This is a genomic window from Streptomyces colwelliae (genome assembly GCF_048158785.1).
Lineage (GTDB): Bacteria > Actinomycetota > Actinomycetes > Streptomycetales > Streptomycetaceae > Streptomyces.
This window is the reverse complement of record NZ_JBLTJC010000013.1, coordinates 17,525-37,059: the sequence shown is the minus strand read 5'-3', so window position 1 is coordinate 37,059 and position 19,535 is coordinate 17,525. Positions and strand designations below refer to the sequence as shown.

The 19,535-nt window shown below is 69.2% G+C and carries 19 protein-coding genes and 3 pseudogenes; 11 read left to right on the top strand and 11 right to left on the bottom strand.

What is annotated here, in order from left to right; genetic code table 11:
- Positions 1-54: 54 nt before the first annotated feature.
- Positions 55-267, top strand: a complete 213-nt coding sequence (locus ACNFOC_RS04790) for a hypothetical protein (RefSeq protein WP_416956882.1) — start codon at positions 55-57, stop codon at positions 265-267.
- Positions 268-460: 193 nt separating this feature from the next.
- Entirely contained in the window at positions 461-1,042 is a 582-nt protein-coding gene (locus tag ACNFOC_RS04785; protein WP_416956881.1) for a hypothetical protein, read from the top strand.
- A 17-nt stretch (positions 1,043-1,059) separates the two neighbouring features.
- Here the strand turns inward: ACNFOC_RS04785 and ACNFOC_RS04780 are convergent, their stop codons facing one another.
- Positions 1,060-1,776 (bottom strand): hypothetical protein, encoded by a 717-nt coding sequence (locus tag ACNFOC_RS04780; RefSeq protein WP_416956879.1) that lies wholly within the window; start codon positions 1,774-1,776, stop codon positions 1,060-1,062.
- Positions 1,777-2,375: 599 nt separating this feature from the next.
- On the opposite strand from ACNFOC_RS04780, the gene ACNFOC_RS04775 reads away from it, so the two are divergent.
- The 3 genes and pseudogenes from ACNFOC_RS04775 to ACNFOC_RS04765 form a co-directional block, all read left to right on the top strand.
- Positions 2,376-2,858 carry a GNAT family N-acetyltransferase gene (locus tag ACNFOC_RS04775; RefSeq protein WP_416956877.1) on the top strand — a complete coding sequence of 161 codons (483 nt, stop codon included), beginning with the start codon at positions 2,376-2,378 and terminating at the stop codon, positions 2,856-2,858.
- A gap of 633 nt (positions 2,859-3,491) precedes the next feature.
- Positions 3,492-3,896: pseudogene (locus tag ACNFOC_RS04770) on the top strand (carbohydrate binding domain-containing protein); the annotation flags it as partial.
- A gap of 246 nt (positions 3,897-4,142) precedes the next feature.
- A pseudogene (locus ACNFOC_RS04765) lies at positions 4,143-4,533 on the top strand (transposase family protein); the annotation flags it as partial.
- 122 nt (positions 4,534-4,655) lie between these two features.
- Here ACNFOC_RS04765 and ACNFOC_RS04760 read toward each other — a convergent pair.
- Positions 4,656-4,718 (bottom strand): annotated as a pseudogene (locus ACNFOC_RS04760) (hypothetical protein); the annotation flags it as partial.
- 297 nt (positions 4,719-5,015) lie between these two features.
- Between ACNFOC_RS04760 and ACNFOC_RS04755 the strand changes: the two are divergent.
- Together ACNFOC_RS04755 and ACNFOC_RS04750 are read left to right on the top strand one after the other, a co-directional pair.
- A complete protein-coding gene (locus tag ACNFOC_RS04755; RefSeq protein ID WP_416956875.1) occupies positions 5,016-5,399 on the top strand; it encodes a BlaI/MecI/CopY family transcriptional regulator in 384 nt (127 codons plus the stop codon).
- A gap of 116 nt (positions 5,400-5,515) precedes the next feature.
- The gene (locus ACNFOC_RS04750; protein ID WP_416956873.1) at positions 5,516-5,674 is read left to right on the top strand and encodes a hypothetical protein; all 159 of its coding nucleotides are present in this window, start codon (positions 5,516-5,518) and stop codon (positions 5,672-5,674) included.
- A gap of 17 nt (positions 5,675-5,691) precedes the next feature.
- Here ACNFOC_RS04750 and ACNFOC_RS04745 read toward each other — a convergent pair whose 3' ends face one another.
- Positions 5,692-6,480: a LysR family transcriptional regulator substrate-binding protein gene (locus ACNFOC_RS04745; RefSeq protein WP_416956871.1), complete on the bottom strand. Its 789-nt coding sequence runs from the start codon at positions 6,478-6,480 to the stop codon at positions 5,692-5,694.
- A gap of 58 nt (positions 6,481-6,538) precedes the next feature.
- Here ACNFOC_RS04745 and ACNFOC_RS04740 point away from each other — a divergent pair, with 58 nt between their 5' ends.
- Together ACNFOC_RS04740 and ACNFOC_RS04735 are read left to right on the top strand one after the other, a co-directional pair.
- Positions 6,539-6,922 (top strand): DUF5997 family protein, encoded by a 384-nt coding sequence (locus ACNFOC_RS04740; RefSeq protein WP_416956869.1) that lies wholly within the window; start codon positions 6,539-6,541, stop codon positions 6,920-6,922.
- A 29-nt stretch (positions 6,923-6,951) separates the two neighbouring features.
- Positions 6,952-7,725: a GntR family transcriptional regulator gene (locus ACNFOC_RS04735; RefSeq protein WP_416956867.1), complete on the top strand. Its 774-nt coding sequence runs from the start codon at positions 6,952-6,954 to the stop codon at positions 7,723-7,725.
- Positions 7,726-7,759: 34 nt separating this feature from the next.
- Here the strand turns inward: ACNFOC_RS04735 and tmpA are convergent, their stop codons facing one another.
- Both tmpA and ACNFOC_RS04725 read right to left on the bottom strand, forming a co-directional pair.
- Positions 7,760-9,418 (bottom strand): 2-trimethylaminoethylphosphonate dioxygenase, encoded by a 1,659-nt coding sequence (gene tmpA, locus ACNFOC_RS04730; RefSeq protein ID WP_416956865.1) that lies wholly within the window; start codon positions 9,416-9,418, stop codon positions 7,760-7,762.
- Positions 9,419-9,538: 120 nt separating this feature from the next.
- Positions 9,539-10,129, bottom strand: a complete 591-nt coding sequence (locus ACNFOC_RS04725; RefSeq protein ID WP_416956863.1) for a TetR/AcrR family transcriptional regulator — start codon at positions 10,127-10,129, stop codon at positions 9,539-9,541.
- Between the two features lie 171 nt (positions 10,130-10,300).
- Between ACNFOC_RS04725 and ACNFOC_RS04720 the strand changes: the two genes are divergently transcribed.
- Positions 10,301-11,176: an LLM class flavin-dependent oxidoreductase gene (locus tag ACNFOC_RS04720; protein WP_416956861.1), complete on the top strand. Its 876-nt coding sequence runs from the start codon at positions 10,301-10,303 to the stop codon at positions 11,174-11,176.
- A 34-nt stretch (positions 11,177-11,210) separates the two neighbouring features.
- On the opposite strand, the gene ACNFOC_RS04715 is transcribed toward ACNFOC_RS04720, so the two are convergent.
- Positions 11,211-11,606, bottom strand: a complete 396-nt coding sequence (locus ACNFOC_RS04715; protein ID WP_416956859.1) for a YybH family protein — start codon at positions 11,604-11,606, stop codon at positions 11,211-11,213.
- 114 nt (positions 11,607-11,720) lie between these two features.
- On the opposite strand from ACNFOC_RS04715, the gene ACNFOC_RS04710 reads away from it, so the two are divergent.
- On the top strand, positions 11,721-12,401 hold the full coding sequence (locus ACNFOC_RS04710; protein ID WP_416956857.1) for a nucleoside/nucleotide kinase family protein: 681 nt from the start codon (positions 11,721-11,723) through the stop codon (positions 12,399-12,401).
- 8 nt (positions 12,402-12,409) lie between these two features.
- On the opposite strand, the gene ACNFOC_RS04705 is transcribed toward ACNFOC_RS04710, so the two are convergent.
- The 5 genes from ACNFOC_RS04705 to ACNFOC_RS04685 all read right to left on the bottom strand — a co-directional run bounded on the left by ACNFOC_RS04705 (position 12,410) and on the right by ACNFOC_RS04685 (position 19,276).
- A complete protein-coding gene (locus tag ACNFOC_RS04705) occupies positions 12,410-14,248 on the bottom strand; it encodes a hypothetical protein (RefSeq protein ID WP_416956855.1) in 1,839 nt (612 codons plus the stop codon).
- Between the two features lie 51 nt (positions 14,249-14,299).
- Positions 14,300-16,018, bottom strand: a complete 1,719-nt coding sequence (locus ACNFOC_RS04700) for a hypothetical protein (RefSeq protein ID WP_416956853.1) — start codon at positions 16,016-16,018, stop codon at positions 14,300-14,302.
- A 2-nt stretch (positions 16,019-16,020) separates the two neighbouring features.
- The gene (locus ACNFOC_RS04695; protein ID WP_416956851.1) at positions 16,021-16,923 is read right to left on the bottom strand and encodes a carbohydrate ABC transporter permease; all 903 of its coding nucleotides are present in this window, start codon (positions 16,921-16,923) and stop codon (positions 16,021-16,023) included.
- A complete protein-coding gene (locus ACNFOC_RS04690; RefSeq protein WP_317769705.1) occupies positions 16,920-17,834 on the bottom strand; it encodes a carbohydrate ABC transporter permease in 915 nt (304 codons plus the stop codon). Before ACNFOC_RS04690 ends, ACNFOC_RS04695 begins: the two co-directional genes overlap by 4 nt.
- A gap of 119 nt (positions 17,835-17,953) precedes the next feature.
- Entirely contained in the window at positions 17,954-19,276 is a 1,323-nt protein-coding gene (locus ACNFOC_RS04685) for an ABC transporter substrate-binding protein (RefSeq protein WP_416956849.1), read from the bottom strand.
- Positions 19,277-19,535 lie beyond the last annotated feature (259 nt).

Genomic DNA, 19,535 nt, shown 5'->3' with positions numbered 1-19,535 from the left:
CGTCGCGCCCGCCGGACCGGCCGAAACCATGGTTCATCGCGCGTCCGATGGCGGATGTGGTCCTACGGGCCGGGAGCCCAAGGTCCATACGGACCGGGCGGACCGGGCGGACCGGGCGGACCGGCAGAACGACGTCCGCGGCTGCGGCTGCGGCTGCGGCTGCGGCTGCGGCTGCGGCTGCGGCTGCGGCTGCGGCTGCGGCTGCGGCTGCGGCTGCGGCTGCGGCTGCGGGACACCCGATCGTCCGACAGCGCGCTCCCCCACTGACCGGTTCTGGTCTGCGTGAACAGTCCAGGAGACCAAAACGCTCTGCGCATACGGGACACGACACCGCCCATCGCCTTACTCATCGTTTCAGAATGACCCGCTGGGGCAATGCTGCCGAGTAGATGTCAGGAATGGTCGGCTGCGAGTTGGGCCTGGTCTCAGCCCGTCAGCAGCCGTGGCTATCGTCGATGTCATGGCCCCAAGCGATCATCTGCTCGAACTCATCCAGAGCAAGCCGGACATCCGCGGGCTGCTGCGAGCGTCCTTCGATTTCGACATCGCGCGGAAGGAGTCGGGTAATGGCCTGAGGCTTTCCTCGGGGGCGCAGCTGGAGCCGATCGCGGGGGACTTCACCGGCGGGAGCTACTTCCTCTGTGCCGAGGATGGCGGCCGGCGCGCAGTAGTGTTCGCCGACTCCGAAGGGTCGGGCGGGCTGATCGCCCACGACCTGTCGAGCGCACTGGAAAAAATCGTCGGGCTGGGGTGGCGGGATTGCCTCGGATTCTCCGGCGGCGGCGATCTGGAGGTCATGCAGGCTTCCGCCCAGCATGTCGAGAGGTATCTGGCCAGGGACAATCCGGAGATTGCCAAACAGCGTACTCGGGTAACTGCGGCTCTGTCGCTACGTAACTTTCCTGTCCCTGACCTGGTCATCCGCCTGCACGCAGCTGTTTCAAGAACCGAGCCTGACTACGTGGTGACCACCGACGACGGGGGCGTCTACGATCCGCTGTTCGGCAAGTACGCGGAACCGCGACTCGGGGGCTGGCGCTGAGTCCGACAGATCCTCGATCACTTGACGCGCCGCTCTTGACGGCGCCGCTGGCGACTGACGACAGCCCTCAGCAGACTCCGCGCCCGTGTCCGCTGACCTGGTTCATGATGACCTCTGGGAGCGCGTCGCTCCCCTTCTTGCTGCTCGGCCGACTCGACGCCACCGGTACCCCGGGCGACTGTCGATATCGGACCGCGTGGCGCTGGGCGGCATCGTCTACGTCTTGCGCACGGCGGCGGCCTGACGGGTGATCCGCACGGCGAGGCCTGCAGCAGCTGCCGGACACGCTCGGTCTCGTCGTCGGTGGCAAAGTAGCTAGCGTTGGCCTGGACCCGGCATCCGGCGAGCAGTTCGGCGAACACCCCGCGCAACTCGGTGAGTTCGCGGCGACAGGCGCCCAGCAGGGCGAGGTAGTCGTCGACGGGCCAGGAGGCGCGGACCCCGGAGCGGGTCAGGTAGAGGCCGACGGTGTCGATTCGGTACCGGTCGACCGTATCGAGGAGCGGGTAGCCGGTCAGCTGCCAGGCGGTGCGCTGCGACATCTCCGCGAGAGGCCGGCGGGCGCCCTTGAAGTCGATCAGCAGCCCATCGACGACGAGGTACGCGTCGGCGCTGATCCGGGCGCCGGCGAACGTCGCCCCACCGACGCAGTCCTGGGGCCGGGTGCGGGCGCGCAGGGTCTGAAGGGAGCCCTGGGCAGCATGGTGGAGCTGAACGGTGACGTCGGCGACCATGTCGCGGTGCGGCAGCTGAAGGATCCGGGCGAAGGTGAAGGAGCCGGGGTCCTCCAGGGCGGTGATGGCAAACGGGGTGTAGGAGAAGCCGAAGGGGTTGCGGGCGGGCGAGGACCTGGTACCAGGCCGCGACGATCAGTATCCGCGCCAGGTCCTCCTCTTCGTCCTCGCCCCGGTCGATCGAAGAGTCCCGGTTGTCGAGGTCCAGGCGGTGCACCGTTTCAGCCAGGCGGACCTCGAGCTGGTTGCCAGCGGCGCGCATTCGCAGGCCCCCGCCGCGGCCGCCGATCGCGCCCGACAGGGTCGATCCCGACGAGGGAGGCGTCGACGACGAGCGCGGCCGCGGTGAAGGCCAGGCGCAGCCGCTGGTCGCCGACGCCGGGCGGCGGGAGCAGGAGGGTGGTCAGCGCGGTTCCGGGCGCGGTAGGAGTCGCGCAACGGCCTTGGGCCGGCGGGCAGATCAAACATGACTATCACCGACCGTGATGACTCCCCGTGATCGCCGCCAGAGCCGTGAAGTGGCCCCGGGGATTGGCTTGGGCTGGGACCACTTGAGGTACTGAGCAGGCTGTCAGTGGGAGTCGATAGTGTCCGGGCCCATGAATGATCAACGACCTGAAGTGATTGTCCGCAAGGCAGAGCATGCGGATATCGACGGTCTTGTGGCCTGCAGTCGTGCCTTGTTCACGGAGGACGCCGGGACCCGTGACCCGAGCATCAACGTCGACTGGCCGCGCGAGCACGGGCCTCAGCGTTTCGCTGCCGGTGTGGAGGATCCCAACCGGTTACTTCTCGTTGCTGAACGAGACGGGGAGGTCGTGGGCCACCTCACGGGCGTGGTGGCCGAGGCCTCTGCGATGAAGCCGGTGAGGGTCACTTCGCTGGTGAGCATGTATGTGCAGCCCGCATATCGCCGAGGGCAGATCGGCGGGCGCCTGATCGAAGAGTTCAGGGCCTGGGCGAAGGAAAAGGGAGCACACCTGGCGGAGGTGACGGCGTATTCGAGCAACACCGAGGCGATCCGGTTCTATGAGCGCAACGGTTTCACTTCCAAGTCAGTGACCTTGGAAGTGACGCTGTAGGCGTTACGGCCGTTGCGGTATCAACGAAACGCCGGTGGCAGCCGAGGACTTCAGACCGGCCCGCGTCAACACACGGTCGACGTAAGGCTGTCCTTGACCTCATGAGCGTCGAACGCGGCTTCCCCGGGCGTGCCGCCGGCTGAACCTCCGGAGCTGTCCCTGCGTATGAATTCCGCAGAGACAGTTCCGGTCTCTGCCACGGGACGGAAGGAGAGCACCGTGCCCACACCGCCTGCCTCCGACGCACCAGACAACCGCACCGCGCTGGAGCCCATCCGCGTGCTGCGCCCGCGCCGCACCGACGCACTGGCCCAACTACTCGACGAGATACGCCAGGACAAGGACTACCGCGACCACGCAACCGTGACCGCACCCGTCCCACATACCCCGGCCGACGGCGAGACAGAGGAACTCCCCGTACCCGACGGCTACGCCCGACCGCCGCGCCCCGTAGACCGCCTGCGCCTGGGGCCCGGACAGCGCCGGGCAGCCGTGGTGATCGCGCTCGCCGCGGCGGCCGTCGCCGGCTTCGGCTGCTCCCTCCTGATCCCCGGCCCTACCGAGGCCACCCCGGTCGCACCCTCGACGAGTGCGTCGGCCGCCCCAACGTCGGCTGCCCCGAGCGCAGTCGGGGCAGCCGACGTCCTGACCAACCCCGGCTTCGAGTCGGGCAGCGTCTCGCCGTGGAGCTGCGCCGGCAACCCTGGCTCGATCGTCGCCTCTCCCGTCCACGCGGGCTCCAAAGCCCTCCAGGGAAAGGTGAGTTCGAGCGACACCGCGCAGTGCAGCCAGACCGTCGCGGTACGGCCGAACACCACCTACTCACTCAGCGGCTGGGTCCGCGGCTCCTACGTCTACCTGGGCGTGAACGGCGGCACCTCCACCTGGACCACTTCCCCCTCTGCCTACACCCGGCTGACCGTCCCCTTCACCACAGGCCCGACCCAGACCAACGCGACCATCTACGTGCACGGCTGGTACGCACAGGGCAGGTATTACGCCGACGACATCACCCTGACCGGGCCCGATGGCGGCGGCCATACCTAGAGCCTGCCGTCAAGTGAGCCCGCGTGTTGGATCATGGGCAGGCGGTACGTCACCGTAAACAGTCCGACACCGAGGGGGAGTTCGGCCTGCCGCTACCGCCCGAGTCGTTGCGGGGCCAAAAGCGGCCGAACGACCGGATGATCTTCAACGGGAGCGTCTGGAATTTCCGTACCGGGATGGCCTGGTGGAATACCCCGACTGGTATGGATCCCGGGCCGAGGCTGCCTGACCAGCTGAATTCACCTCGCCGGGGAAGGCGGATGCCGACCCCTGCCCCTCCTGGCAACCCCCAGCCAGTTCAGTGACACTCCGCAGAGGATCGAAGTTCTCGAACGCATCCGCGTTCCCCGTCCCCGGAACGGCCATCCGCACACCCGGCCTGGGCACGTCGGCGGCGACAGCGCATACAGCTCTCGCCGAAACCGCCGCTATCTGCGAAGACGCCGGAACAAGCACACGATCCCCGAGCCGAAGGACCAGCGAGCCCACCGCAAGCGACGCGGCGGCAAGGGCCGACGACTCAGTGGCTTCCACAGAGAGATCCGCAAACGCCACAAACGAGATGGAGCGGACCATCAACCGCTTCAAGAACCACCGGGCCGTCGCCACCGGCAACAACAAGAGGGCCACCGCAGTGATCGGCGTCCACCGCTCCCGTCGCGTCCCCGAACCCCACGGCTTCGGCAGTCCGACTGTCGCCAAGAGCAACAGCCCGTCAACCGACAGCGGCCACAACAACGAGGTACTGACCGCATCCGCTCCGCCCTGACGGGCGAACTCCCGCTGGTGCACGTAGAAGGCATGGGCGGCCATCCCCGCCACGACCACCGCACACAGAGGACGGATCCAGACTTCAGAGTCAAAGCCACGACTGGTGACCTCGCCCTCACTCTCCTCCGCGACGGAACTAATCGAGCCCACCGCCCAGCCCCCTCCCCGGATTCAGTGCACAACCCGTGCACACTTCCACCGCTCCACCGGAACCCCCGGGAACTCCCAGGTAGAAGCAGGAAGCCCCCGGCGCATTCATCGACCCCGACCAGGCAGAAGAGCCTGGTCAGAGCGCCAACGGTAGGCAAGTCGCGCCCTACACGCTGTAAGGTGAGCGTCATGGCTGGCAGAGACCCGCAGGTCCGGGCGGCGCGGCGCAGTGCCGGTGAGCTGGAGAGCGAGGTCCTCGCCTCGCTGTGGGCGACCGACCGGCCGCTTACTCCGGCCGAGATCCAGGCCGGGATCGTCGGCCCTCTCGCCTACAACACCGTGCACACGATCCTCAAGCGGCTCTACGACAAGGGGCTCGTCCTGCGTGACGCGGACGGGCGGCGCGGCGCCTACCGGCCGGCGAAGAACGCGGCCGAGTTGACCGCCGAGGCGATGCACGAGGCGCTGGACCGCGGCCCCGATCCGATCGCCGCGCTCCAGCAGTTCGTCACTGGTCTGCGTCCCGATGAGGAGAGGGCCTTGCGCGATCTGCTGGCCGGGGGCGCCGGATGAAGTTCGAGGTCTCTCCCTCCCCGGGTGCCGCTGTCGGCCCCGGCCCGCGCCATCCTGAGCGCCGAACGCGCTCTGCCCGTCCGCGCGTTGAGCTTCACCGACAGTGCCGTCATCCGTTGGATCACGGTGTCGCAGACGGCTCCGCACCGCGCCTGCGGCCCCTCGCGGCAGCCGTCCTCACCCTTGGCGCGCTGCCCACGCCCGGCGCGCCCGGCGATCCGTTCCGGATGCTGACGCGGGTGCTCAAGCTGGCGAAGGCGTCGAGGTCTGCCTGAGCGGACCACGTCGGCTGTCAGCGGCCTCGGGGCTTGCCTCGCTTGGTGCCCTTGGCACCGCCGGAGGAGCCACGAGGGTTCTTGCCGGTGTTTGCGGTCCTGCCGGCCTTGCCGGTCGATTTTCCGGCGGCGGGCTTACGGCGCGCGGGGGTTTCGGCGCGCTTCGCCTTCGTCTTCGGCTGGGCGGGCGTCGGAGTGCGACCCCGGGTGCTGTTGACCGTGCGGCCGCGGACGATGCCGATGAAGTCCTCGACCAGTTCGGTGGTCTTGTCCTCGGGCCAGGACAGGGCGACGTCCGACTGGGGGGCGTCGACGACGGTCCGGTAGGTGAGGTCCCTGCGGTGGTGCAGCCGGGCCAGGGACTGGGGGACGTAGAGGATGCCGATGCCCGACGCCACGTGTTCGATGGCGTCCTCGGTGGTCGCCGGACGCTCGAACGCGGGCTCCCCCGGCGGCTGTTCCCAGTCGAGGACGTCGTCGAGGGGGTGGAGGACGACCTCGTCGGCGAGTTCGTCGAGGGACACCTCTTCGGCCGCCGTCACGACGTGGTCCTTCGGGGCTACGACCACGGTCGCCTCGGTGTAGAGGGGGATCGCGCTGAGGACCTCACGGTCGACCGGCAGCCGTACGAGTCCGGCGTCGGCATCGCCGCGCCGCAGCACATCGGCTGCCTCGGCGGCCGGTACCGGTACGAGGACGAGGGAGACGTCGGGCCGGCGCTCGTTCCAGATCCGCACCCACTTGGCGGGCGTCACCCCGGGGACGTACGCGAGCCGGAACGTGGGGGATGCTTCCGAGCCTGTCACCCCGCAAGGTTACCCGCCGTGGTCGGAGGTCTCGAACGCGGTCGATACTCTTGACGGTATGAAGTCGCACCAGACCACCCAGACCATGAAGCCTGCCACGGCGGCGAAGAAGCTGGGTGTGTACCTAGAGGCCACCCCCGCCGAGTTCCAGAAGGGTGACGTCTCCCGCGCCGAGCTGAACGAGTTGCAGGCCAGTCCGCCCGAGTGGCTGCGTGACCTGCGCGCCAACGGCCCGCACCCGCGCCCGGTCGTCGCGGCCAGGCTCGGCGTCTCCATCGCCGGTCTCGCCCGCGGCGGGGTCACCGAGCCCCTCACCACCGAGCAGATCGAGGCGCTGAAGACGGACGGCCCCGAGTGGCTGGAGAAGGAGCGCGCCATCCAGGCCGAGGTCCGCAAGGAAGCCGAGCGGATCAAGAACAAGAAGAACGCCGAGAACGACTGACGGCCTCGGGACCTGGGGAGAGGCGCGCGGTGACGGACGGCCCGGCCGGCACGGGGAAGTCCCCGGCGATGTACCGGAAGGTCGCGGCCGACCTCGGCCGCGAGATCGGCGAGGGCCGCTACGGCTCCGGCGGACGACTGCCCGCCGAGGGCGAACTCGCCGAACGGTACGGCGTCTCCCGGGGCACGGTCCGCCAGGCGATGGCCCTGCTGCGCACCGAGGGGCTGATCGCCTCCCGGCGCGGCACCCGCCGGGTCGTGATCGGCACGCCCCGCCCGCAGAGCTTCGGCGAACTCCTCAGCTTCACCCGCTGGGCCCGCTCCACGGGCGAGGAACCCGGCGCCCGGATCGTCACCGTGGAGACCCGCCCCGCCGACGCGACCGAACGGGACCGACTGCGCCTGCCCGCAGGGGCTGAGATCTACGAGGTACGGCGGCTGCGCACCCTCTCGGGACGACCCGTGATGATCGAGCGGACCGTATACCCGTCCGCCGTGGGCGAGTTGATCGCCGAGCTGCCGCCCGACACCGTGTCGCACACCGTGGCACTGGAGGAGTCGGGCGTGCTGATCGCGGACGCCCAGCACACCATCGACCTGTGCCGGGCCGACGAGGAGGACGCCCGGCTGCTCGGCTGCCGGCCCGGCGACCCGCTGCTGCGCGAACGCCGGTGCAGCACCGATCCGGCGGGCACACCGGTCGAATGGTCCGAGGACCGGTACCTTCCGGAGACCGTGGCCTTCACCGTGCACAGCTCGGCCGCGTCCGGCTCGCTGGCCCGTCGCCCGGCCGACGACGCCTGAGTCAGTCCTCATAGTCCTTATAGGCAGGCCCTGTTCAGTCCTTCCGCAGCAAGGCCGTGAGCAGCGGCCGGAAGTGCGCGAAGTCCGGGGTCCGCGCCTCGGGGTCCTTGCCCTCGTCGTCCCAGCGGCGCACCGCGACCCCGTCGGCCGCATAGGGATTCGCCTCGTACGCGGCGACCTCCGCTGGAGACATCGGACCACCCTGCACCTCCAGCGTGTACACCGACGCCGCGGAGAGCCGGCGGAAGTAGCCCGGTTCGACCGCGCACAGATACCGCTTGGCCGCCACGTGCAGCCGGACCGGCTCGGTGACCTCGGGACCGAACCACTCGGCCAGCCGGTCCGCCCCGGTGTGGCTGTGCCGGTTGTCGGTGCCCTCCATCAACTCCTCACCGCTGACCGGCCCGTGGAAGTGGCCGAGGTCGTGCAACAGCGCGGCGGCGACCAACGCGTCGGACGCACCGGCCTCTTCTGCTCGCGCCGCCGCCTGGAGCATGTGCTGCGCCATCGTGACCTCCTCCCCCAGGTAGGCGCCCGCGCCCTCGCCTTCGAAGAGTTCGGCCAGCTCGTCCACGAACTCCGTTGCGGCTACGGCGTGTTCGCGACGCAGGACGGCCAAGGTGCCGGCCAGTGCGTCGAGGTCGGCGTAGGTGCCCTGGAGGTGACGGGCGCCGCTCTCCTCGAAGGCGGTGCGCGCGTGCAGGAGCCGGACGTTGTCGAAGATCAGGCAGTCGCCGGGCAACAGCCGGAACTCCAGCTGGAGTTCGGGCCGCAGGGTGATCTCGGCGAAGGTGCGGTAGGCCCGGTAGAAGGCTTCCAGTTCGTCGGCGGGCAGCAACAGGGTGCCGATGGAACGGTTGTTGAAGCGCACCTCGCGGATCCGGCCGCGGCCGTCCACGTCGATCAGCGGGCGGTCGGCGGCCAACACGGTCTGCGCGTCACTGAATTGAAACGGCACCGGCGTGCGCGTCAGTACGGCGAACGCCTCCGGGTCCTCGGCACGCAGCAGCGCGGCGGCCTTGAACCCGTCCACCAGTCCGGAGTCACCGCCGGCCGCCGCGTTGGACAGACAGTGCAGCAGTTGGAGCGTGGGCACCGGGTCGCGGTACGGGTTGTCGGTGTGCGGGGTGATCCTGGCGCCGGTGAAAGCGAGGTTGTTGGGGTCCGGTTCGACCCGTACGTCGAAGAGCCGCCCGTAGTTGGTCTCACGGACGTACCCGAAGGTCTCCGCCACCTCCAGCACCTGCCCCTCGCGGCACGGCACGTCACGCAACAGGGCGAAGCCGAGCCCGAGGACCGACTCCAGCACCCGCGCCTTGACCAGCGGATCGCCCAGGTACACCGCCCAACTCGCCTCAGGGAGACGGCCGTTCAGGTCGGCGGCGGCCCACAGGGTCTTGCCGTTCTCACCACGCCGGTCCCCGGAACCGTCACCGCCCTCAGGCCGGTTGGCGGTCAGCCACTGCGCCGAGTACGCGGACCGGTGCCCGTCGGGCGCCCAGTCGACCTCGACACCGTCGACGGTCCGCCGTACGGCGTCCAGCGCGAGGTCTGTGGGCAGTTCGGTGATCTGGAACAGCTTCTGCCCGTTGCGCGGGTCGCGGCACCGAGGGCAGGGGCAGTTGTCCCGCAGCCAGGTGAGCGGCAGGTCTTCTATCGAGTCCTCTACTGGACCTTCTACGGACGGTGACATCCCCACCACTCTCTCGCCAAGTTGTATAGCCAACTTTCCCGACAGAGCGAACGTCTCAGCGCCGGATGACCAAGAGGTGACGCGCCGACCACCAGCGCATGAACGAGCCCGGCGGCTCCGTCAGTTCGGCAGGCGCAGGCCCGCGATGAGGACGTCGACGAGGCGGAGCGCGTCGTAGCGGTCGTCGCCCTCCGCGCCGGCACAGAGGTTGCCGACGCCGCGCATGACCTCGTAGGCGGTCAGATCGGACCGGACCTCACCGGCGGCGACCGCCGCGTCGAACAGCTCGGCACACACGGGCAGCAGGCGGTCGAGGAAGTAGGTGTGCAGCGCCTCGAAACCGGCGGTGTCGGACCGCAGCACCGCGGCGAGCCCGTGCTTGGTGACCAGAAAGTCGACGAAGAGATTGATCCACTCCCGCAGCGCGGCGTACGGCGTGGCACCGCTCGCCAGCAGCGCCGGACCGGCTTCGGCGCAGGCCTCGACCTGGTGCCGGTAGACGGCGATGACGAGATCCGCGCGCGTCGGGAAGTGCCGGTAGATCGTGCCGAGCCCGACCCCCGCCTCGCGCGCGATGTCGCGCACCGGCGCGTCGACACCGGACGCGACGAAGACCTTGGCGGCGGCGTCGAGGAGGGTCTCCTTGTTGCGCCGGGCGTCGGCCCGCTTGGGCTGGACCGCGCCGCCCGCTTCTGCCTCGTTGTCGCTCACCGCGCAGCTTCCTCCACCACTAGAACTTGCTCGACACACGGGGGCTTGATAAGCGGAACGTCGTTCCGTATCGTTTTCCGGAACATCGTTCCGCTTGCTCATGATGCCAGAGCGGAAGCCGGACGACCAAGCCATGCCTGCCACCACGCGTTACCGAAGGACGGAAGGCCCATGCCCCAAACACCCCGCCCCAGCTTCGGAATCATGACCGCCCCCATGCAGGTCGAGTACCCCGACCTCCTCCGCGTCTGGCAGGAAGCCGACACCGTCCCGGAGATCGAGCACGCCTGGCTCTTCGATCACCTCATGCCCATCGGCGGCGACCCGGACGGCCCGGCCTTCGAGGGCTGGACGCTGCTCTCGGCCCTCGCCGCGCAGACCCGGCGACTGCGGCTCGGCGTGATGGTGACGAGCAACCGCTTCCGGCCGCCCGCGATGCTGGCCAAGATCGCCACGACCGTCGACATCGTCTCCGGCGGACGGCTCGACTTCGGCATCGGCGTCGGCTCACGCCCCGATCACCCGCTGGCCAGGCGGGAGTACGAGGCGCACGGCCTCCCCTTCCACGACTCCGCGCACGCCGTGGCAAGCCTCGCCGAGGCCTGCACGGTGATCCGGCGGTTGTGGACCGAGGAGAAACCGTTCGACTTCCACGGCACCCACCACCATCTCACCGGAGCGTTCGGCAACCCCAAGCCCGTCCAGCGCCCGCACCCGCCGATCCTCATCGGCGGACGCTCATCCGCGACGCTGCGCGTGGTCGCCGAGCACGCCGATCTGTGGAACATCCCCGGCGGCAACATCGAGGACGCCACCAACCGCGGCGCACTCCTCGACCGCTACTGCGCCGAAATCGGCCGCGATCCCGCCTCGATCACCCGCTCCATCCATCTGTCCGCCTCCTACGACAGGCCCGACACCACCCGGCACGCGATCCGCGAGGCGATCGACGCGGGCTTCCACCACATCGTGCTCGGACTGTCCTCCCCTTATCCCGCCGATGTCGCGCGCTGGGTCGCCGACGAGCTGATCAGCAAGTCGACCTGAGCGCCCTTTCGACATCAGACGTACGTCAGTCGTGTCAGTCGTGCGGGAACGAATGGTGTTCGTGCGCGACCAGCCACCGGCCCCGCTCCTTGCGCAGGCCGAAGGTGAGCCGCAGTCGCAGGGCCGGGTATGCGGCGAACTCCTCGGGGGTGCCGCACCGGAGCAGGGCATGGGCGTAGGCGACATCCGTGCCGGCCGTGATGTCGAGGGAGTCGATGTCGAAGCAGGCGCCCTGGGCCTGCCAGTCGAAGAACGGCGGCCAGGTGGCGCGGTAGGCGGCGAGGCCGTGGATGCCCGCGTGGGGCGGCGGGACGTCGTACATGACGAGGTCCTCGGTGTGGTCCGCCATGACGCCCTCGAGGTCGCCGCGGTGGACGGCCTCGGCCCAGCCGGTGATCAGGGCGCGGATCTGTGTCGCGTCGTCGGTCATGGACGGCTCCTGTTCCTGTCCCCCACTCCATGGTCTCTCTGCCGGGTCGACTCCCCGATCTTCCGCACATCATCGCCCCGGCCGGGCAACCGAGACGGATGGCACACTCTCCGTGTGCCGCTGACTTTCGACGACCTCCTCACCCGTGCCACCGCGCTCGCCGCCCCCGGCCGGCGTGCCGTCCTCGGTATCGCCGGCAGCCCCGGCGCGGGCAAGACGACCCTCGCCGAGCGCCTGGTGCGGACGTTGAACGAGAGCGGCGCGGAACCATGGGTCGCGCACGTCCCCATGGACGGCTTCCATCTCGCCGACGTCGAACTCGACCGCCTCGGCCGCCGCGACCGCAAGGGCGCGCCCGACACCTTCGACGCGGGCGGCTACGCGGCACTGCTGCGGAGGCTGCGCGAGGAGCCCGACGAGGTGGTGTACGCGCCGGCCTTCGAGCGCGTGCTGGAACAGCCCGTCGCCGGCGCGATCCCGGTACCGCCCACGGCCCGGCTCATCGTGACGGAGGGCAACTACCTTCTGCTGGAGGCGGGTTCATGGTCGCGGGTACGACCGTGCCTGGACGAGGTGTGGTTCTGCGAGGTCGACGAGGACGAACGTGTCCGCCGGCTCGTCGCCCGGCACGAGGAGTTCGGCAAGGACCACGGGACCGCCGTGGCCTGGGTGTTGGGCACCGACCAGCGCAACGCCGACCTGGTGGCGGCGACCCGGGACCGGGCGGACCTGGTCGTGCCGGTCGGCGCACTGCCCGCGCCGGAGCAGAACTCGGCGGCGCGGGCAGGCAGTTGAGAGGACCCTCAGGCCCGCAGGGTCAGCTCCGGCTCGGCGTCGGCATCGCCCGCCGGGTCGCCGATCACCGCGGTGAACGCCTCGGTGCGGACGGTGAGGGTGCGACCGTCCTCGCCGGTCTCGAAGGCGGGCGTGAACTCCCCTTCCCCGGGCCCGTACCGTACGGCGAACACGTGCAGGTTCTCCGGCGCGCCCGGTGCCGGGTCCGCCTCCAGTGCGGTGGACGTGACCAGGTGACCCCAGCCCTCGTCGGGGTTGCCGTAGCCGCGCGGGTCTGCGGCGAGGTCGAACGCCGCCTCCTGCTGGGTGAGTTCGGAGCGGGCGTCGAAGCGGTCGGCGCCCTGGCCGGTCGGGTGGGTGAGGCGCAGGGCGCCCGCGGCCGCGACCTCGCCCTCCGCCGTCCTGCGCACCCGGTCGCCCTCGTCCGCCGCGTACGGCAGCCCGGCCAGCAAGTACGGTTCTCCGTCCAGCCGTTCGACGGCCACCGTCGTCCACAGGGTGGTGCCGTCGGTGACGTAGAGGGACTGGATGTGCCGCAGGACGTGGTCGCGGCCGACGACCGGCTTGGTGACCAGCTTGGCGGTCAGCCCCTCGGCGCGGACGTCCCGGACGCGTACCTCGCCCATCGGGCGGCAGAACAGGAAACCGTCGAGCACCGGGCCGAAGCCGTGCTGGCGGTTCACGGCCGCGGGCAGGTAGTAGGTGCCGTCCGCCTCGATCAGTGACGGGGTCATCTTGCTGTCGAAGGCCACCGAGACGGCTCCCGCGCGGAGTTGGTGGCGGACCGTCCCCGTCGCCGGTGTGCGGTGCCAGCGTGTGCTGTCCTGGATCTGCCAGACCAGCATCCACGCGAAGTGTCCGTCCACTCGCCCGTCCGGCTTGACCGCGTGCCGGGCCCAGCGGCTGTCGCCCCGGTAGCGGCCGATGTCCGAGCCGATACGGCTGCCGAAGTAGCGCAGGCCGAGGACCGATTCGAAGGCGGAGTGCTGCTCGCTGTAGCGCGGACCGCCGTTGTCGAAGCCGCCGTTGGTGAGGCGGGCGTCGATGTAGCGGGCCAGCGCCTCCCCGTCCTCGGCGAAGACGTCCTCGCCGCTGACGATGTGGGCCTGCGCGAGGAACGACAGGGAGATCGGGCCGTAGTTGTTGTCGTACGCGCCGCCGTGCTCGGGCGGGAGGAGGGCGCCGCGGTCGCGCACGCGGTGGGCGCGGATCTCGTCGCGGTACAGGCTCAGGGCGCGCTCGCGAACCTCCTTCCCCTCACCCCCGGGAAGCTGACGCGCAAGCATCAGACCGCCCACGACACATCCGATGGCCTGGTTTCCGGCCTCCTGCGGATTGAAGAAGGTGGCCTCGGTCAGCCAACGCCAGTAGCCGAGCGCCAACTCGCCCAGTTCATACCGGAGTTCATCGTCCAGGACCCGGTCGCCCACCTCGACGACATTGACCAGTTGAAGCAGCGCCCACACCGTGCTCGGCCAGTCCCCGATCGGGTGCGCGCCCGCTTCGAGAACGTAACGGGCGTACGGGAGCCCGGAGTTACGCACCTTCAGGTTCGGGTAGCCGGGGTTGTCCTCCGTGAACACCCGCTCACGGAGGTGAAAGCGGAGGCTTCGCAGGACCGCTTCCGACAGGCGCGGATCTTGGGTGCGCTGGTTGGCCAGGGCCAACAGTGACGTGATCCCGAGCGAGGTGTCCCCGATGTCGTCGTGGCAGTCGGGGTGTTCGAGGTTGCCGTCCGGTGTGATGCGGCGCAGGGCCTGCTCGACGACGTCGGCGAGGACCGCGTCGTAGGCCTCCTGGGTGTCCGGGAGGTCGTGCAGCGGGCCGCGCTGGTGGAGGAGGTGCACGGGTGGTTCAGCCCTTCATGCCTGAGGTGGCCATGGTGTGGGTCGTCGGGGTCAGGAGACGGGTGCGGGGCGGCGGGCGCGGAGTGCGACGCTCAGTGTCTGGGGGCCGATTCCACCGATGTAGACGCGGTGGCCGGTCGTCGCGTCGGTGCCGCCCACCACCGTGTAGTCCTGCCCCGGGTCGTACCGTAGTACGTCGGTCCGGTCGGGCCCGGCGAGGGGTTCGCCCGCCTCGACGGTGGCCTCTACGCGGATCTCGTCGTCGCCGACGCGGTAGGTCATCGGCCCGGTCGTCAGGCACCAGCGTCCGTCGCCGAGCGGTACAGCGCCCTGCGGCTCGCCGCCCGGCCGGAAGGTCAGTTCGAGAGCCCAGGGCACCGATGGGCCGCTGATGTCGATCCGCAGGTCGGCCCCGTCGTCCCGCAGGTCGACCTCGACCCGGGTCGTGTGGGAGACCTCGTCCTGAGGGCGGTCGGGGAAGGCCATCGCCGCGGAGAAGCGGCCCTCGTCCACCAGGCGATAGGCGCCGTCGTCGCGCCTCCGGTCCTTCGGGAGCGGCTGGTAGTAGGCGGTCGTGAGGGTTTGGGTGAGCCGGTACCGGTTGTCGGCAAGCTGTTCCATGTCGGCGGCACGGAACGGGCCCAGGTCGAAGAACACCCGCGAGAGGCGGACCGCGTCGAGGACGGCGGCACCGGCGAACAGGCGCAGGAAGGTGGGGTTGCAGGCGAGGCCCGAGCGGATGCGCCGGTGCTCGGGCACGTCGGAGCCGCCGTACAGGACGCTGTGCGCGGTGGCGGAGGCGCGTGAGGCGAGGCGTGCCGTGGTGATGTAGCGGTCGCGGGGAAGGGGTTCCGGCGTCGGTGCCGGCAGCTCGCGGCACAGGTCGGGGGTGAGGATGGTCCCGGCGAGCAAGTCGGGGTCGTCGATGCCGCCGACGGCCGCCAGGCGGGCCGCGCGGGCGAAGTCGCCCCGGCCGGTGCGGATCGCGAGCAGCCGGTAGTGCGGCAGGTAGGGCCACAGCGGGAACGAAAGCTTCTGGTCCTGGCGGCGCGAGTGGAGGGTCTCCACCGTGCCGTCCGGTCTGATGAGGTCCAGGGTCGCGGTGAGGTTGCGTTCGACGGCGTCCCGCAGGCCGGGGCGGCCGAGGACGTCGGCCAGCAGCAGGAGCGAGGGGTTGGAGACGTGGGATGCGTAGACGGCGCTCCGCTCCGAGTACAGGCCCTCCGCGTCGATGTCGACGCCCTCCGCGAGCCACTCCTCCACGCGGTCGAGCAGCCGGTCGTCGGGGAACGACCGGTGCAGCCGGGCCAGTGCCGCGCTCAGTTCCCAGCGGTGGTTCGGGGTGTGCACGCCACCGGTCAGGAGACTGGCGGTGGCGGCGCCGGCGATCTCGGCGAGCACGGCCGTCACCTCGCCCAGTTCCGGTCCCGCGTCGGCGGCGAGGACGTACGCGTCGCACACGTCGTTGACGGTGAACGCGGAGTCGGGCGGTGACTGGACGTTGTCTCCGCCCGCGAAGAGACCGGAGGGCGTCTGAACGGCCCGCAGGGCGCGGAGGTGGGTCGTCGCGGCGGCGACCGCCTGTCCGCTGCCGTGCAGTGCCGAGTCCGGGGAACGGTATGCCGCGATGAGGGTCTTCACCCGGCGCGCCAGACCACGGTGCGGCACACCGGCGGGTTCCTCGTCGGGGCCGGCCGCCAGCGGGGCGGCCGTCCGGTCGGCGGCTCCGGCCGCCGCGCGGACGAAATCGTGGTCGAGCGGGGTGGGCAAGGTCAGTCCTTCAGTCCGGCGTTGATGTCGGCGCTCATGACGTACCGCTGGAAGACCAGGAAGATGAGGATCAGCGGGATCATCGAGATGACCGAACCGCCGAGCAGCACCGACCAGTTGATGTTCTGCGCCCCGACGAGGCTCTGGATGCCGATCTGCACGGTGAACTTGTTGGGGTCGTTCAGCATCAGCAGCGGCCAGATGTAGTCGTTCCACCGCCACTGGAAGGACAGGATGGCGAGGGTCAGCATGATGGGCCGGGAGATCGGCACCATGATCCGCAGGAAGATCGACAGTTCACGCGCGCCGTCGATGCGGGCGGCCTCGACGAGTTCGTCGGGGACCGTCAGGAAGAACTGGCGGAACATGAAGCAGCCGGTCGCGGTGAGCACGGCCGGGAGGATGATGCCGCCGAACGTGTTGTAGAGGCCGAGGTCGCGGACCACCAGGAACTCGGGGGCGAGCATGACCTCGGACGGCAGCATCGTGGTGGCCAGGATGCAGATGAAGAAGAACTTGAGCCACCTGTTGTTGTACTTGGCCAGCGCGTACCCGGTGCAGCAGCTGACCCCCACCGTGAGGATCGTCGTGATCACGCACACGATGGCCGTGTTGATGAAGTACTGGGAGAAGTTGGCGCTGTCCCACGCCGCCTTGTAACCCGACACGGTGGGGTTGTGCGGAAGCACCGTCAGCGGGAGGGAGAACAGGTCTCCCGCCGGCTTGAAGGAGCTGAGGACGAACCACAGCACCGGCAGCCCGTAGAGGGCCGCCAGGATCCACAGCAGTGTCGTCGCGGGTACCGCGCGCCGGAGCCCACCGTCGCGCACGTTGCGCCGCTGCCTCTTGGAAAGGGTCCGGACGGATTTGCCCTCGACCGGACGCGGCGTGTCTGTGGTTGTCATCGGTTCTCCACCCGCCGGTTGACGATCAGCTGGATGATCGCGACGGCCATCAGGATGAGCATGAGCACGAACGACGCGGCGCTCGCGTAGCCGATCTGGCCCCGGTTGAAGCCGGTTTGATAGATGTACTGGACGAGCAGGTTGTTCGAGGTGCCGGGTCCGCCGTTGTTGAGGGAGACGAACAGCGGGTATTCCTTCATCGCGTTGATCGTGTTGAGCAGGATGACGATGAAGGAGGTGGGCGCGATGCTCGGCAGCGTGATGCTCCTGAACTGGCGCCAGGGGCCGGCACCGTCGAGCGAGGCCGCCTCGTAGTACGACACCGGCACGTTCTTGATCGCCGCGATGAACAGCAGCATCGAGAAGGCCGTGCCCCACCAGGCACCCGCCATCACCACGACGCCCAGCGACAGGTCCGCGTTCGACTGCCACGCGATCGCGTGCCCGCCGAGCTTCTCGATGACGTAGTTGATCAGTCCGAAGTTCTCACCGAACAGCCACCGCCACAGGACGCCTACGACGATGGGCGAGATGAGCCACGGGATGAAGAAGACGACACGGGCGACCGACGCGCCCTTGGCCTGCTTGCTCACCACCAGGTTGGCGATGAACAGCGACAGCACGAAGTTCAGCGGGACGACGAGCACGGCGTACAGCAGCGTCCGGAACAGCGCGTCGTAGAACGTGGAGTCCCCGAACAGGTTCTGGTAGTTGTCCAGCCCGATGAACTGGAACGCCCCCACACCCGTGTAGTTCGTGAACGAGTAGACGAGCCCGATCACCGCCGGCCACACGAAGAACAACGCGAAGAGCACGACGTTGGCCGCGATGAGGACGAGCGGCGCGAGGGTGTAGGTGCTTCGTCGTTTCCTGGGCGGCCTCACGGACACGTCCGCGGCGCTTTTTGTCATCTTCCTGACTTCCGTGCTGGTGGATTGGATCGCTGTGGGCTCACGTCATGAGCCCGGCATCACGTGGGCGACCAGGGCGGGGCGGCGGTGAGCCCGCCGCCCGGCCCTCTGGTCCACGATCAGCCGCCGACCGCCGTGTTGTAGCCGTCCACGATGTTCTGAAGGGCCTTGTCGGCCGACTGCTGGCCGTTGATCGCCTTGCCGAGCTCCGTCTTGGTCGGGTCCTCGGTGAGGCTCTTGCCCTTCAGCACCCAGTTCGTCTGCGCGCCGTTGAAGTAGCCCGAGATCGGGGCGTAGAGCGGGATCTCCTCGTTGTACAGCTTGAACGCCGCCTGCGCCGCCGCCGACTTGAAGGGGTACTTCGGGCTCAGACCGCTCTCGACCGGCAGGAATCCGGAGGTCTCGACCAGCTCGGTGTAGTTCTTCGGCTCGTACACCCAGGACATGAACTTCTGCGCGGCGGTGGCCGCGGCACCGTTGTTGTTGAAGCCGACCATCATGCCGCCGCTGTTGACGTCACTGGCCTGCACCGGCTGGGCGGGGGTCGGGACGCTCGCCCACTCGAACTTCTTGATGCTGTCCGCGAAGGCGGGAACCTGCCACACACCGGACCAGTAGGCGACCACGTCACCGCTCTGGAACATGGCCGACGGGTCGGCGCCGCTGGTCCACACCGACTTCGGCATGGTCTTGTCGTCGTTCAGTCCGACGAAGTAGTTCACGGCCTTCTTGGTCGCGGCGTCCACCGAGAACTTGCCGGAGGAGTCCGCGTGGACGTACTTGCCGCCCATCTCGTACACCATGGCGCGGAGCCGGGACGGCGACTGGTCGAAGGTCAGGGAGTACTTGGCGCCGGTCTTCTCGCGGACCTTGTCGGCGGCCGCGATGAACTCGGTCCAGGTCCAGGTCTTCGCGGGCGAGGCGGGGACGGCGACGCCGGCCTTCTCGAACAGCGACTTGTTGATGAACAGGCCGGACGCGGTGACGTCCGAGGGGATGGCCAGCACCTTCCCCGACGAGTCCTTCGCGAGGAAGTTGGAGTTGATGTTGTAGCTCTTGTCGTTCGCGATGGACTTGAGGTCGATCAGCTTGCTCGACCAGATCGGGTCCAGCGCGGGCACGTCCGCCACGTCGGGCAGGGAGTTCGCCTGCGCGGCGTTGTGCAGCTTCGTCGTGTACCCGTCGTAGGGGATGTTGACGAGCTTGACGCTGACGCCGGTTTCCTTCTTGTACTGCGCGACCAGCTTCTTCCAGCCCGCGTCCTGCCCCGGAACCGTGGAGATCCAGAACGTCAGCGACTTCGCGTTACCGCCCGAGCCGGACCCCGACCCGCAGGCCGAGAGCAGCAGGGCACCTGACACAGCGACGGCAGCGAGGGGAACCAGGCGGCGCATGCCGCCGCGGCCGAGTCGGCTGGAGCGCCGCACACCCACAGTGGTCATCTTCGATCCCTTTTTCGTCGTAGGGGACGGAGCACGGCGCCGGCTGAGGCGGCACGGGTGCATTTTGCAGGAAAAGTCGCTTTCCGGGGGCGCGGCCTCGCCCGGCCGCTGCGTCCACGCGGGGCGAGATCCCCGGCCGTCATGGCCGTCACCGCACAAGCACACCCTCGTGCGGTTGCCGTACGTCACGTACGGGCTGAGAAGGCTCACCCCAAGTCGGCGTCCCGACCGACTTAGAAAGCGCTTGTCCGGACATTGG

Coding starts and splice junctions, on each gene's coding strand:
- ACNFOC_RS04790 (WP_416956882.1), top strand. CDS start 55: ATGTGGTCCTACGGGCCGGGAGCCCAAGGTCCATACGGACCGGGCGGA.
- ACNFOC_RS04785 (WP_416956881.1), top strand. CDS start 461: ATGGCCCCAAGCGATCATCTGCTCGAACTCATCCAGAGCAAGCCGGAC.
- ACNFOC_RS04780 (WP_416956879.1), bottom strand. CDS start 1,776: ATGGTCGCCGACGTCACCGTTCAGCTCCACCATGCTGCCCAGGGCTCC.
- ACNFOC_RS04775 (WP_416956877.1), top strand. CDS start 2,376: ATGAATGATCAACGACCTGAAGTGATTGTCCGCAAGGCAGAGCATGCG.
- ACNFOC_RS04755 (WP_416956875.1), top strand. CDS start 5,016: ATGGCTGGCAGAGACCCGCAGGTCCGGGCGGCGCGGCGCAGTGCCGGT.
- ACNFOC_RS04740 (WP_416956869.1), top strand. CDS start 6,539: ATGAAGTCGCACCAGACCACCCAGACCATGAAGCCTGCCACGGCGGCG.
- tmpA (WP_416956865.1), bottom strand. CDS start 9,418: ATGTCACCGTCCGTAGAAGGTCCAGTAGAGGACTCGATAGAAGACCTG.
- ACNFOC_RS04720 (WP_416956861.1), top strand. CDS start 10,301: ATGCCCCAAACACCCCGCCCCAGCTTCGGAATCATGACCGCCCCCATG.
- ACNFOC_RS04715 (WP_416956859.1), bottom strand. CDS start 11,606: ATGACCGACGACGCGACACAGATCCGCGCCCTGATCACCGGCTGGGCC.
- ACNFOC_RS04695 (WP_416956851.1), bottom strand. CDS start 16,923: ATGACAACCACAGACACGCCGCGTCCGGTCGAGGGCAAATCCGTCCGG.
- ACNFOC_RS04690 (WP_317769705.1), bottom strand. CDS start 17,834: ATGACAAAAAGCGCCGCGGACGTGTCCGTGAGGCCGCCCAGGAAACGA.
- ACNFOC_RS04685 (WP_416956849.1), bottom strand. CDS start 19,276: ATGACCACTGTGGGTGTGCGGCGCTCCAGCCGACTCGGCCGCGGCGGC.